14 protein-coding genes are annotated in these 12857 nt (G+C 70.7%); 10 read left to right on the top strand and 4 right to left on the bottom strand.

Going from position 1 to position 12857, the window contains the following annotated elements; all coding sequences use genetic code 11:
• Window positions 1-7: 7 nt before the first annotated feature.
• Window positions 8-1117, bottom strand: a complete 1110-nt coding sequence (locus ACFPCV_RS36160) for a DUF5685 family protein (protein ID WP_378061760.1) — start codon at window positions 1115-1117, stop codon at window positions 8-10.
• A 91-nt stretch (window positions 1118-1208) separates the two neighbouring features.
• Between ACFPCV_RS36160 and ACFPCV_RS36155 the strand changes: the two genes are divergently transcribed.
• The 7 genes from ACFPCV_RS36155 (at window position 1209) to moaA (ending at window position 7177) form a co-directional block, all read left to right on the top strand.
• Window positions 1209-1715 (top strand): ribonuclease FAU-1 family protein, encoded by a 507-nt coding sequence (locus ACFPCV_RS36155; RefSeq protein ID WP_378061758.1) that lies wholly within the window; start codon window positions 1209-1211, stop codon window positions 1713-1715.
• 142 nt (window positions 1716-1857) lie between these two features.
• Window positions 1858-2376 carry a ribonuclease FAU-1 family protein gene (locus tag ACFPCV_RS36150; RefSeq protein WP_378061757.1) on the top strand — a complete coding sequence of 173 codons (519 nt, stop codon included), beginning with the start codon at window positions 1858-1860 and terminating at the stop codon, window positions 2374-2376.
• Window positions 2377-2479: 103 nt separating this feature from the next.
• Entirely contained in the window at window positions 2480-3388 is a 909-nt protein-coding gene (locus tag ACFPCV_RS36145; protein ID WP_378061755.1) for an ABC transporter ATP-binding protein, read from the top strand.
• A gap of 9 nt (window positions 3389-3397) precedes the next feature.
• Complete coding sequence (locus ACFPCV_RS36140) at window positions 3398-4138, top strand: ABC transporter permease (protein WP_378061753.1); 741 nt, start codon at window positions 3398-3400, stop codon at window positions 4136-4138.
• Between the two features lie 3 nt (window positions 4139-4141).
• The gene (locus ACFPCV_RS36135; protein WP_378061752.1) at window positions 4142-5416 is read left to right on the top strand and encodes a sensor histidine kinase; all 1275 of its coding nucleotides are present in this window, start codon (window positions 4142-4144) and stop codon (window positions 5414-5416) included.
• A complete protein-coding gene (locus tag ACFPCV_RS36130; protein ID WP_378061751.1) occupies window positions 5413-6042 on the top strand; it encodes a response regulator in 630 nt (209 codons plus the stop codon). Before ACFPCV_RS36135 ends, ACFPCV_RS36130 begins: the two co-directional genes overlap by 4 nt.
• A gap of 94 nt (window positions 6043-6136) precedes the next feature.
• Window positions 6137-7177: a GTP 3',8-cyclase MoaA gene (moaA, locus tag ACFPCV_RS36125; protein ID WP_378061749.1), complete on the top strand. Its 1041-nt coding sequence runs from the start codon at window positions 6137-6139 to the stop codon at window positions 7175-7177.
• On the opposite strand, the gene coaE is transcribed toward moaA, so the two are convergent.
• Both coaE and ACFPCV_RS36115 read right to left on the bottom strand, forming a co-directional pair.
• Entirely contained in the window at window positions 7174-8367 is a 1194-nt protein-coding gene (gene coaE / locus ACFPCV_RS36120; RefSeq protein WP_378061748.1) for a dephospho-CoA kinase, read from the bottom strand. The genes moaA and coaE overlap by 4 nt on opposite strands.
• 38 nt (window positions 8368-8405) lie before the next feature.
• Window positions 8406-8711: a hypothetical protein gene (locus ACFPCV_RS36115; RefSeq protein WP_378061747.1), complete on the bottom strand. Its 306-nt coding sequence runs from the start codon at window positions 8709-8711 to the stop codon at window positions 8406-8408.
• Window positions 8712-8825: 114 nt separating this feature from the next.
• Between ACFPCV_RS36115 and ACFPCV_RS36110 the strand changes: the two genes are divergently transcribed.
• The gene (locus ACFPCV_RS36110) at window positions 8826-8999 is read left to right on the top strand and encodes a hypothetical protein (RefSeq protein WP_378061745.1); all 174 of its coding nucleotides are present in this window, start codon (window positions 8826-8828) and stop codon (window positions 8997-8999) included.
• A gap of 108 nt (window positions 9000-9107) precedes the next feature.
• Here ACFPCV_RS36110 and rpsA read toward each other — a convergent pair whose 3' ends face one another.
• Window positions 9108-10607: a 30S ribosomal protein S1 gene (rpsA, locus tag ACFPCV_RS36105; protein WP_378061744.1), complete on the bottom strand. Its 1500-nt coding sequence runs from the start codon at window positions 10605-10607 to the stop codon at window positions 9108-9110.
• Window positions 10608-10898: 291 nt separating this feature from the next.
• Between rpsA and ACFPCV_RS36100 the strand changes: the two genes are divergently transcribed.
• Both ACFPCV_RS36100 and ACFPCV_RS36095 read left to right on the top strand, forming a co-directional pair.
• Window positions 10899-11756 carry a class I SAM-dependent methyltransferase gene (locus tag ACFPCV_RS36100; RefSeq protein WP_378061929.1) on the top strand — a complete coding sequence of 286 codons (858 nt, stop codon included), beginning with the start codon at window positions 10899-10901 and terminating at the stop codon, window positions 11754-11756.
• The gene (locus ACFPCV_RS36095) at window positions 11753-12688 is read left to right on the top strand and encodes a GNAT family N-acetyltransferase (protein WP_378061742.1); all 936 of its coding nucleotides are present in this window, start codon (window positions 11753-11755) and stop codon (window positions 12686-12688) included. Before ACFPCV_RS36100 ends, ACFPCV_RS36095 begins: the two co-directional genes overlap by 4 nt.
• Window positions 12689-12857 lie beyond the last annotated feature (169 nt).

The following is a 12857-nucleotide window of genomic DNA, read 5'->3' as shown; positions in this document are numbered from 1 at the left end:
GCGGTTTTCAGCCGCAGTCGCAGCCACAGCAGTCGCAGCCGTCGCCCTTGCCGCCACAGCAGTCACAACCGTCGCAGCCGCCGCACGTGCCGTGCGGTTCGCCCGACCACGGGCCCGGCCACGGGTCGCGGCAGCAGTACTGGCAGGTGCAGCACTGCCACAGCGAGATCCCGCAGCCCTCGATCGCGCCCCGCCTGCGCGGCGGCACCCGGAACCTCGGCAGCCACAGCCCGCCGCCCTTGCCGTCGTGCACGTCGCCGTGCCCGCGCCGGTGCCCGAACGCGCGGATCACCGCCTGCTCCAGCTCGTGCACCAGCAGCGCGTGCACCAGCCCGCCGTCACGCAACGACACGTCCGCGAGCGCCAGCCGCACCCCGAGCACCGCGTCGTCGCACAGCCGTCTGGCCTCCTCGATCGACGTCCCGGTGGCGGTCAGCGGATTCCACGCGCCCGACCCGGTGTCCTCATCGAGGTCCTCGACCGCGTCCACGAGGTGCACCACGCGGCCGAACAGCCTGCCGACCTCCCGCAGTGGCACCACGTTGTCCTGGCGGCCCGCCAGCACAGCGGTATGGGCACACGCCTCCGCCGCCGCGGTCTCCGTCGGCTCCGTGACCAGCAGCAGGTCACCCGGCCCCGCCGCGGTCTCGACGGACGTCTGCCTGTCGACGGCCTCGAGCAACACGCCGGTGTCGAAGCCGACCCCGTCCCCCGACCTGCCGCCCTGGCGCGCCCACCGCGACGCCACCAGCCGCGCGGCACCCGCGACGGGCCGCCTGCCGAGGGTCCCGTCCCGGTCGTCGACGTGGTCGCGCACCTTCGCCGAGGCCAGCACCAGCGACGCCGCGGCGGCCAGCCGGGCGCCCGCGCCGACCGAGACCTCGGCAGACCGCATGCCCCGCAGCGGGCACGGCCCGGCGACGCGCCTCGGTTCCCCCTCCTGCGCCTGCGCGTCGACCAGTGCCGAGATGATCAGCCCGTCGTAGTTGGTGGCGGCACGGGCGAGCTGCCCGTGCTCGTCGCGGAGCGCGAGGCAGAGCCCGCACAGGTGCGCCCACCACGAGGTGCGCAGCGAGGAGGAAAGCCGGTGGCGGCAAGGTCTGATGATCCCGAACACGCCGCGAGGCTAACGAGCCGGTGATCACCGCATGACCACTTCGGCCACAGTCGCCCGCGAAACCGCGGGACGGGCCTGGCAATCTGGTCCCGTGACCGACCTGCACCCGCCCAAGATCGAACTGTTCGACGTCGCCGCGATGACCAACACCGACCCCAAGGGGTTCGTGCGGGCGGTGGACAGGTACGAGACCACCGAGTTCGGGCTGTACATGGCGCGACCGCTCGACGGGCACCCCGACATCGCCTACTTCCGCTCGTGGCTGCTCCCCGAACACGGGCTGCGGGTCAGCCGCTGGGTCGGGCACCCCGGGATCCGCCTCGACCACGACGTCTACATCGACATCGTCGACATCGAGAAGGGACCGGTCTGGCGCACCACCGACCTGTACCTGGACATCCTCGTGTTCGACCACAAGGACCTCCGCGTGCTCGACACCGACGAGCTCCTCGAGGCGCACACCGTCGGGTTCCTCGACCGGGTGACCGTCCAACGCGCGTTCGAACGGTCCTTCTCCGTGGTCGATGGCATCGCGGCCGTGGGCTACGACGTCGAGGCATGGTTGGACCTGCCGCTGACCTGGGGTGATGACGACTAGCGAGAGATGCACTCTCGGTCAATCGTTACTTCGCTTCCGGGTGATAGGTTCACCGGATCGGTATCTCTCCGCGCACGAGACGTGACATAACGAATCAAACCCATGGATCACTGACCGCATGCTGACGGCTACCCTTCGACGCGTGGGCACGGCGATCACCCCCCAGCTTGTCGACGTCGTCGACACCTTCACCGCGGCGCGCACGTACTCGTCGGGCACGACCCGACATCTGCGGACGTGCCAGGTGGAACGCTGGGGCCTGCGCACCGAGTGCCCGACGCCGGAGGACCCGTTCCACGACTCCGAGGTGACGTGGCTGATGCCCACGCTCAACCTCCGGCTCACCTGCCAGCGGCCGCGTTCCCGCCACGCCAAGGCCGGGCCGAGCGTGCTCACCGCGGTCCGCGCCACCAGCGACGGCCGGTACTGGCGGACCACCGACCTGCTGCTCGGGCTGGAGGCGCCGGCAGGACAGCGGGCCAGGATCGTCCGCTCCGAGGAGTTCGCCGCCGCGGTCGCGGGCCGGGTCCTGCTCGTCGGCGACGCCGACCTCGCGCTCTGCACGGTGCACCGGGTGCTCGAGGAGTTCAGCCAGTTCCGGCACGACCTGTCCGCGTGGCTGGCACACAAGCACATCTTCGACGTCTGGCCGCCCTACTGATCGGGGGTCAACCGATCGGTTGATCGGTTGACCAACCTCAGCCGCCGCATCGGCAGCCGCGCGGTCGATCCGGGGAAACCCCTGGTCACGGCACTCTTGCCGCATGGCAATCATCGAGGTCGACAACCTCGTCAAGCGCTACGGCGACACCACCGCCGTCGACGGCGTCAGCTTCGCCGTCGAAGAGGGCGAGATCTTCGGCATCCTGGGTCCCAACGGGGCGGGCAAGACCACGACCGTCGAGTGCATCGAGGGGTTGCGCTCGCCGGACAGCGGCACGATCCGGGTGTACGGGCTGGACCCGCGGCGCGACGAGGCCGAACTGCGCCACCTGCTCGGCGCACAGCTGCAGGAAAGTCAACTGCCCGACAAACTCCAGGTCGGTGAGGCGATGGAGCTGTACAGCTCCTTCTACCGCGATCCGGCCGACTGGCGCAGGCTCATCGACACCCTCCACCTCGCCGACAAGGTCGGCACCCAGTTCCGGCGGCTGTCCGGCGGCCAGAAGCAGCGGCTGTCGATAGCGCTGGCACTGATCGGCAACCCCAAGGTGGCGGTGCTCGACGAGCTCACCACCGGCCTCGACCCGCAGGCCCGCCGCGACGCGTGGGACCTGATCGAGGACATCCGCGCCCGCGGCGTCACGATCCTGCTGGTCACGCACTTCATGGAGGAGGCGGAACGGCTCTGCGACCGGCTCGCCGTGATCGACGCCGGCAAGGTCGTCGCGGTCGACTCGCCTGCCGGGCTGGTGTCCGCCGTCGACGACCGGCAACGCATCCGGTTCCGCCCGTCAGCACCGATCGACCACGCGCTGCTCACCGCGCTGCCCGAGGTCATGGGCGTCGAGCGGACCGGCGGCCAGCTCGTCGTCACCGGCACCGGTGACCTGCTGCTCGCCGTGACCACCACCCTCGCCCGCAACAAGGTCGTCGCCGCCGACCTGCGGGTCGAGCAGACCTCGCTGGACGACGCGTTCGTCGCGCTCACCGGCCGCAAGATCGACAACTGAGGAGCCATCGTGTCCGCCCTGTCCCGTCTCACACTGACCGAGACCAAGCTGTTCTTCCGGGAACCGCTCGCGGTGTTCTTCATGCTGGCGTTCCCACCGATCCTGCTGGTCATCTTCGGCGCCATCCCGTCGTTCCGGGAGCCGAACGCCGACATCGGCGGACTGCGGGTGATCGACCTGTACGTGCCGATCGTCATCGCGTTGGCCGTCGCCATGACCGCGCTGAGCGGGCTGCCGCAGATGCTCGCCTCCTACCGCGAGCAGGGCGTCCTGCGCCGCATGCGCACGACGCCGGTGAAGCCCGGGTGGATGCTCGGCGCGCAGCTGCTGATGTGCACCGCCGCGTCCGTGGCGGTGATGCTGGTGCTCCAGGCCATCGGCCGCGTCGCGTTCGACGTGGCCCTGCCCCGCCAGGTCGGCGCCTACCTGCTCGGCTACCTCCTGAGCGCGATGTCGATGCTGGCGCTGGGACTGCTGATCGCGGCGGTGGCACCGAGCGGCAAGGGCGCGAGCTCCATCGGGACGTTGCTGTTCTTCCCGGTGATGTTCTTCGCCGGGCTGTGGGCACCGCGCGAGACCATGCCCGAGGTGCTGCGGCGGATCAGCGACTTCACCCCGCTCGGCGCGGGCGTGCAATCATTGCAGGACGCCACCGCGGGTCACTGGCCCGCGCTGCTGCACCTGGCCGTGATGGCCGGCTGGATCATCGTCGCGGGCGGGCTGGCCGCGCGGTACTTCCGCTGGGAGTGATCGTTGAGCATCGAGGCCGAGCTGCGCGCGGAGTTCGACCGTTGGGAACGCAGGGAGAACACGGTCCTCACCGTCCTCCCGTACTGCCTTCTCGCGGTCAGCGTCCTGTTCGCGATGCTGCAGCCGATCGTGGGCCTGCCGAGGGTGAACTACCCGGTCGCGCTCGGCCTCACCGCCGTGGCCGTCCTCTGGCTGCTCCTGTTCCACACGTTCCGCCCGGAGTGGCAGCGGAACAACGCCCTGATGGGTCTGTACTACACGGGGTTCCTCCTGCTGGCCGCCGGCCTGGTGACGCTCTCCCCCTTGTTCGGCTTCTTCACCTTCGTCGGCTACATCCACGCGTTCCTCTACCTGAAAGGCCGCTGGCGTTACGTCGGTGTCGCCGCGACCGCGCCGATCGCGGCGGCGTCCTACATCGGCGGGGTGTCGAACATCACCGCCGACTCGTGGTGGGCATGGGCGGGCATCAGCTTGATCACCATGACGCTGGCCGGGGCGTTCTCCTACTTCGGTGACATGACCGACCAGCGCAACCACAAGCAGAAGCAGGCACTCGCCGAGCTGCACGAGGCCAACCTCAAGCTCGAGGCGGCGCTGGAGGAGAACGCGGGGCTGCACGCACAGCTGCTGGTGCAGGCCCGCGAGGCGGGGGTGCTCGACGAGCGGCAGCGCATGGCGCGGGAGATCCACGACACACTCGCACAGGGGCTGGCGGGCATCCTCGCCCAGCTGCAGGCCGCTGAGCAGGTGCCGGACGCCTGGCGCAGGCACGTCACGGCGGCGATGAACCTGGCGCGGGAGACCCTCACCGAGGCACGCAGGACGGTGCACGCGGTCGAGCCTTCGGTGCTCGCCGACGCCCGGCTTCCGGACGCGATCAGCGACGTGACCAGGCGCTGGTCGGAGACCAACAACATCGACGTGGTGCTGACCACCACCGGCGACGCGCGGCCGATGCACGCCGACGTCGAGGTGACGCTGCTGCGGACCGCGCAGGAGGCGCTCGCGAACGTGGCGAAGCACGCGCGAGCCAGCCGCGTCGGCCTGACACTGTCCTACATGGAGGACCTGGTGACCCTCGACGTGCGGGACGACGGCATCGGCTTCGAGCCGAACGCCAAGCGCGTGAACGGTTCCACGACCGGCGGCTTCGGACTGGCCGGCATGCGGCAGCGGGTGCAGCGGCTGGCGGGCAGGCTCGCCATCGAGTCCGAGCCAGGCGGCGGGACCGCGATCTCGGCTTCGGTGCCCGCGATCCCGGCCGGGGGTGCGGAGTGATCTCGCTGCTCATCGTCGACGACCACCCCGTCGTGCGGGACGGGCTGCGGGGCATGTTCTCCGCCGACCCCCGGTTCGAGGTGCTGGCCGAGGCCGGGGACGGCGCGGAGGCCATCGCGGCGGCCGAGGAGCTGCGGCCGGACGTCATCCTGATGGACCTGCGGATGCCGCGCACCGACGGCGTCACCGCGATCAAGGAGCTGGCGAAGCGAGGGGTGCCGTCCAGGGTGCTGGTGCTGACCACCTACGACACGGACAGTGACGTCCTGCCCGCGATCGAGGCGGGCGCCACCGGCTACCTGCTGAAGGACGCGCCACGCGACGAGCTTTTCCGCGCGGTGGAGGCGGCGGCACGCGGCCAGGCGGTGCTGTCCCCCTCGGTCGCGACCCGGCTGATGGGGCAGATGCGCCAGCCCGTGTCCGAATCGCTCTCTCAGCGGGAGCTGGAGGTGCTCGAGCTCATCGCGCGGGGCTCGACGAACCGGGAAGCGGCGAAACAGCTGTTCATCAGTGAAGCAACCGTGAAGACGCACCTGCTCCACGTGTATGCCAAGCTGGGCGTCAACGACCGGGCGGCCGCCGTGGCCACCGCGTTCTCCCGCGGCTATCTGACCGCGGAGCGCTGAATGCGCGCATTTTCAGAATAGCGGCGAATCGCGCAATAAATAATAACTATCACCATTATGGCGTAACTGCGGAAAGGGCTATAGATTGGGGCGCGTGGCCGAACGTGACGACGCGGGGATGGTGCTCGACACCTACCGTCGCCCGCTGCGCAACCTGCGGATCTCCGTGACCGACAGGTGCAACCTGCGATGCCGGTACTGCATGCCGGAAGCCGAGTACACCTGGCTGCCCCGGCGCGACCTGCTGACGTTCGAGGAGATCTCGACACTGGTCGACGTGTTCATGGATCTCGGCGTGGACAAGGTGCGGCTGACCGGCGGCGAGCCGCTGCTGCGCCGCGACGTCGCGGCGCTGGTGTCGATGCTCTCGGCCAAGCCGCTGCGCGACCTCGCGATGACCACCAACGGGGTGCTGCTGGCCGGGCACGTCGAGGAGCTGAAGAAGGCCGGGCTGAACCGGATCACCGTCAGCCTCGACACGCTGCGCGCCGACCGGTCCAAGACACTGTCGCAGCGCGCGACGCACCCCTCGGTGCTGAAGGGCATCGCGTCGGTCGCACCCGCCGGGTTCACCGACACCAAGATCGACACCGTGGCGCTGAACGGCATCAACGACGACGAACTGGTCGACCTGATCGAGTTCGGCAGGACCGTGCCGGCCGAGGTGCGGTTCATCGAGTACATGGACGTCGGCGGGGCCACCTCCTGGTCGCCGGAACTGGTGCTGTCACGCGCGGAGATGCTCAAGCGGCTGACCGCGCACTACGGGCCGATCACGCCGCTGCGCAACCACGACGCCGCCCCTGCGGACCGGTTCGAGCTGCCTGACGGGACCACGTTCGGCATCGTGTCGTCGACGACGAAGCCGTTCTGCGCGACGTGCGACCGGAGCAGGCTGACCGCGGACGGGCTGTGGTACCTGTGCCTGTACGCGATGGACGGCGTGAACCTGCGCGACCCGCTGCGCGAAGGCGCGTCGAAGACCGAGCTTTCGAAGATCATCACCGACGCGTGGACGGCGCGCACGGACCGCGGCGCGGTGGACCGGTTCGCGCAGCGGGACCGGACGCCGTTCATCCCGTTGACCGCGCTGAAGAACGACCCGCACCTGGAGATGCACACCCGCGGCGGCTAGCCGGCCTGCCAGCCGGTACGGCGCGCCCACTCCTCCGCGCGCGGGCCCGCCGCGTCGAACCACGCCTCCTTGGCCTCGGAGTAGTTGGCCGTGTCGTCGTCGGCGGTGTAGCGCGCCGCCAGTTCCCTCTTCGTGGCCAGGTAGTCGTCGCGCTCGGCGGGGTTGGCGCGCAGCCAGTCCGGGAGCAGCAGCGCATACCGCCACCCCGGGCTGCCCTCGACGCGGATGTGGACGTTCGCGAGCCTGCCGGGGTCGGCGGCGGCATGGAAGCGTTTGCGCCACTGCGCCACGTCCGGGGCGTAGGGCTTCGGGTTGTCGTGGTCGACCCCCGGCAGCTTCGGGAAGCCGGCCGCGGCGAGCCCGTCACCCATCGCGTCGGCGTCGGCAAGGGAGGCGACGGTGACCTGCAGGTCGATGACGTCCTTGGCGGGCAGCCCCGGCACCGACGTGGACCCGATGTGGTCGATGCGGCCGGCCAGGCCGCCCGCCGCCATCGCGATGCGTTCCCGCAGCCGCGCCGCCTGGGCGGGCCAGGCCGGGTCGGGCTCGACCAGGCGCGGGGTGCCGTACTTCGCGCGGCGACCGAGGCGGATGTTGGCCTCGTAGCGGACGAGGCGGTCGGCCCACAGCGCGTCGACGACGGCCAGCACCTCGTCGCGGCTGCCGCCGTTGTCGAGCCAGACGTCGGCGGCCGCGCGCCGCGCCTCCTCGGTGGCCTGTGCCCTGATGCGGGCGCGGGCGTCCTGCTCGGCCATGCCGCGGTCGCGGACGACGCGGTGCACCCGCTCCTCCTCCGGCGCGTCGACCACCAGGACCAGGTGGTAGGCGGGACCGAGGTGGTTCTCCACGAGCAGCGGCACGTCGTGGACGACGATCGCGTCCTGGGACGCCGCGGCCATCAGCTCGGCGGTCCGCGCGCCGATGCGCGGGTGGACGATGCCGTTGAGGGTGGTGCGGGCCGTCTCGTCGGTGAACACCCGTTGCGCGAGTCTGGCCCGGTCCAGCGCGCCGTCGCTGACCACGTCGTCGCCGAAGGCCTGCCGGATCTCGGCGAGCCCGTCGGTGCCGGGCTCGACGACCTCGCGGGCGATCCGGTCGGCGTCGATCACCACCGCGCCGTGTTCGGCGAGCCGCCGCGCCACCGTGGACTTGCCGGAGCCGATCCCGCCAGTGAGGCCTACGCGCAGCATGCCTGGCATTCTGGCAGCCCGTCCGCCGGGCCGCGGCGTCACCTGCTCGTGAGCGCGTGGTCCGCCACCTGGCCGAGCAACGCGCCCGCGTGGTCCTCCCGCACGAGCACCGGGATGACCTGCACTACGACGGTGACCCGGCCCCGGTTGGCGACGAGCAGCCAGTTGGCGTTCCTGATGAGCACCCCGCGGTCCTGGCCGACCTGGACATCGCTCACGGTCGCCCCCGCGGTCCGCTCGTCGGCGACGGTGGCGGTGAGCCGTTTGCGGGCGGACTCCTCGTTGACGTAGCTCGCGAGCCCGATCCAGACCTTCGCCTTCGCGGGCGGCTGCCCGGCGGGCACCCCGTAGTAGCAGTCGATCGGGCGGTGCGCCCGATGTCGCTCCGCGGCACCCCGATGACGGGCTGGACGGCACCGGTGACCAGGTTGTTCAGGTAGTGGGTCAGCTCGTCGACGGTGGCGACGGCACCGCAGGTGCCGGGGACCGTGCGCTCGGCACCCGCGTTCGCGGGGGCACTGCTGAACACGGGCACGGCAGGGCTGTTGCTGGGCGGCGCGGTGCGGGCACACCCACTGGTCACCAGCACCGCCCCCAGAACGACGAGCGCCGCACGCATCGCTCCACGGTAGGCGACCTGAACGGGGGCCGAGGTAACGAAACGGTCCGGCGCCACACAGGCGAAAGGCCCCACCGGTCCGGGGACCGGTGGGGCCTTGTCAGCTGGCTAGGCGCTCAGATCACACGCCGCCGGACAGCTTCTCGCGCAGTGCGGCGAGCTGCTCGTCGCTGGCGAGAGTGCCGCCGCTGCTCTTCGGCTTCTCGGCGCCCGCGCTCGAGTACTCGCGCTCGGTGCCACCGGCTTCCTCGGTGCCGCCCTCGGCCTCCGCGGCGGCCTCGGCCTCGGCCGCCTTCTTGACCTGGGCCATGTGCTGCTCGTAGCGCGTGTGGGCCTCGGCGTACTGCCGCTCCCACTCCTCGCGCTGCTTGTCGAAGCCTTCCTGCCACTCCTGGGTGTCCGGGTCGAACCCCTCGGGGTAGATGTAGTTCCCCTCCTGGTCGTACTCGGCCGCCATGCCGTACTGGGTCGGGTCGAACTCGGTGTCCGGGGTGAAGCCCTCGTTCGCCTGCTTCAGGGACAGCGAGATCCGGCGACGCTCCAGGTCGATGTCGATGACCTTGACCATGACGTCGTTGCCGACCTGCACGACCTGCTCCGGGATCTCCACGTGGCGCTCGGCCAGCTCGGAGATGTGGACCAGGCCCTCGATGCCCTCGTCCACGCGGACGAACGCACCGAACGGCACGAGCTTGGTGACCTTGCCCGGCACGATCTGGCCGATCGCGTGCGTGCGGGCGAACTGACGCCACGGGTCTTCCTGGGTGGCCTTCAGCGACAGGGAGACGCGCTCGCGCTCCATGTCGACGTCGAGCACCTCGACCGTGACCTCCTGGCCCACCTCGACGACCTCGGACGGGTGGTCGATGTGCTTCCAGGACAGCTCGGACACGTGCACCAGGCCGTCGACGCCGCCGAGGTCCACGAACGCACCGAAGTTGACGATCGAGGAGACGACACCCTTGCGGACCTGGCCGCGCTGCAGCTGGTTGAGGAACTCGCTGCGCACCTCGGACTGGGTCTGCTCAAGCCACGCACGGCGGGACAGGACCACGTTGTTGCGGTTCTTGTCCAGCTCGATGATCTTGGCTTCCAGCTCACGACCCACGTAGGGCTGGAGGTCACGCACACGACGCATCTCGACCAGCGATGCCGGAAGGAAGCCGCGCAGACCGATGTCGAGGATCAGGCCACCCTTGACCACCTCGATGACCGTGCCCTTGACCGGCTCGTCGCTCTCCTTGAGCGCCTCGATCGTGCCCCACGCGCGCTCGTACTGCGCGCGCTTCTTGGACAGGATCAGCCGGCCCTCCTTGTCCTCCTTCTGGAGAACCAGGGCCTCGACCTCGTCACCGACCTTGACGACCTCGTTGGGATCGACGTCATGCTTGATCGACAACTCACGAGAGGGAATGACCCCCTCGGTCTTGTAGCCGATGTCGAGCAGGACCTCGTCCCGATCGACCTTAACGATGGTGCCCTCGACGATGTCACCATCGTTGAAGTACTTGATGGTCTTGTCGATGGCGGCGAGGAAGTCCTCACCCGTCCCGACGTCGTTGATGGCGACCTGCTGGCGCGGCGCGGTGTCAGCCGGGACGATGGTGGTGTCGGTGGACATTAGCTAGGAGGCTCCGGTACGGCTTGGTTGAGAGTTGGCGGATGGGATTTGCAGTTGTCGTGGCACAGCGGCATAGTGCCGTCGGCGACGAACCCCGAACCAAACGAGACAACCACCGACAACGCCGCGCGACCGGATCTGATTCCCGTGGTGAACAGACGGCAGCACGAAACCACTGCGCAGGGGTATCCTACGCGGCCGCGCGCAGACCGGGCAAACCTGGTCCAGGGGATTTCGACTCGAGGGCCGTACCGAGGGGGACTGATGTCGACGCTGGAAGCAGGCGCCAGCATGCCGCAGGACGGCGAAAACGGGCCGCCACCACCGCAAAGGACGGCCGAGCGCCTGCTCGGGACCGTCGGCAGCGAGCGCCGCTGGGCCGGGTCCGCCGAGTCCGTGGCCGCGAACAGCGCCTGGTGGGACGCCGACGCCGACGACTACCACGTCGAGCACGGCGACTTCCTCGGCGTCGCCGACTTCGTGTGGTGCCCCGAGTCGCTGCGCGAGGAGGACGCCCGCCTGCTCGGTGACGTCGCCGGCCGCGACGTCCTCGAGGTCGGCTGTGGTTCCGCCCCGTGCGCGCGCTGGCTCGCCGGGCAGGGCGCGAACGTCACCGCGTTCGACCTGTCCACGGGCATGCTGCGCTACGCCGCCGCCGCGAACGAGGCCACCGGCATCGACGTGCCGCTGGTCCGCGCCAACGCGGAGTGCCTGCCCTTCGCCGACGCCTCGTTCGACATCGCGTGCTCCGCGTTCGGCGGGGTGCCGTTCGTCGCCGACCTGCCCGGCACGTTCCGCGAAGTCGCGCGCGTGCTGCGGCCCGGCGGCTCGTGGGTCTTCGCGGTCACTCACCCGATGCGGTGGATCTTCCCCGACGACCCCGGCCCGGACGGCCTGCGGGTGACCGGCTCGTACTTCGACCGCACCCCGTACGTCGAGGTCGACGACGACGGCAACGCGACCTACGTCGAGTACCACCGCACACTCGGCGACTTCGTGCGCGCGCTGAACTGGGCCGGGCTGACGCTGGTCGACCTCGTCGAGCCGGAGTGGCCGGACGGCCACACCGGGGAGTGGGGCCAGTGGAGCCCGCTGCGTGGCGCGCTCTTCCCCGGCACCGCGATCTTCCTCACCCGGCGCGCCGGGTGAGGGTTGCCGGTTCCCTGCTCGGCGCACAGACCACCAGGTTCGAGCAGGTGGACCCGCTGCTGCCGGCCGCGGCTCCCCCACCGCAGGGGCACGTCCTGACCGCGGCACTGCCCCGGGGCGACCGGGTGGCCGGTGTGCTCACCAACAGCGTGTTCGAGCCGGGCTCGGCCACCGCGCTGTGGTCGGCGCTGGCGCTGTGGGAGATGCACCCGCTGGTCGGCGCGGCGGGCGGCGCCGGTATGGCGGCGCTGCTGCGGGAGTGGGCCCGGCTCCAGGCCCGCACGGCGGCGGGGCCGGACTCCGCGTGCCTGCTCACGTGGCCGAGCCGGGACGCGGAGGCCGCGCAACCGCTGCTCGCGCACGGTTTCACGCCGCTGACGAGCCTCGCGGTGCGGCGCTTCCGGGCGGGCGCGCCGGTGCGGCGGGCCCCGCAGGCCGGGGTGACGACCCGGCTCGCGACCGCGGCGGATCTCGAGACGGTGCTCGCGCTCGAACTGGCCGAGCTGGCGTACTCGGCGCTGGTCGGCGCCGCCGTCGTGCGGCCGGACGCGGAGCGGGTGAAGCGCGCGACGGTGACGCGCCACCTCGACCAGGGCGACCCGATGTGGCTCGCGGAACGCGACGGTGTCCCGGTGGGCCTCGCGCACTGCAGGCTCATGGACGTGACGGCGGACTCGCTGTCCGGCACCCGCCTGCGACCGGGCCGCTGGGGTTACGTCAACTGCGTCTCGGTGACCGGCGAGGCGCGGGGGGCCGGGGTCGGCAGCGAGCTGATGGCCGTCGCGCACCACGAACTGCACCGCCGCGGCGCGACCGGCACGTTCCTCTACTACAACCCGCCCAACCCGCTGGCCTCGGTGTTCTGGGCCCGGCAGGGTTACCGGCCGCTGTGGACGAGCTGGGAGCTGCGCCCCGCGTCGGCACTGCGCTGAGCCACGAAACGACAGACCACGTGACGAAGCACGGCAGGCGCAGGGCGCGCAGCCCGGCAACGACCGCAACGAGTGCCGTCAATGGGCCGTTCAGGGCGCCCAGCGCCCTGGCTCGAAAATCGGGGGTGATCAGGGCGTGGGGCAGTGCCCTGGCTGAGCGGAGCGAGGT

This window comes from Actinophytocola glycyrrhizae, assembly GCF_042653545.1.
Taxonomy (GTDB): domain Bacteria; phylum Actinomycetota; class Actinomycetes; order Mycobacteriales; family Pseudonocardiaceae; genus Actinophytocola; species Actinophytocola glycyrrhizae.
Note: the sequence above shows the minus strand (reverse complement) of the source record. Positions and strands in the feature narration are given on the sequence as shown.

What these genes read in the sequence shown, in the direction of transcription:
- rpsA (WP_378061744.1), bottom strand. Translation starts at nt 10,607, where the DNA reads ATGTCCACCGACACCACCATCGTCCCGGCTGACACCGCGCCGCGCCAG.
- ACFPCV_RS36100 (WP_378061929.1), top strand. Translation starts at nt 10,899, where the DNA reads ATGCCGCAGGACGGCGAAAACGGGCCGCCACCACCGCAAAGGACGGCC.
- coaE (WP_378061748.1), bottom strand. Translation starts at nt 8,367, where the DNA reads ATGCTGCGCGTAGGCCTCACTGGCGGGATCGGCTCCGGCAAGTCCACG.
- ACFPCV_RS36145 (WP_378061755.1), top strand. Translation starts at nt 2,480, where the DNA reads ATGGCAATCATCGAGGTCGACAACCTCGTCAAGCGCTACGGCGACACC.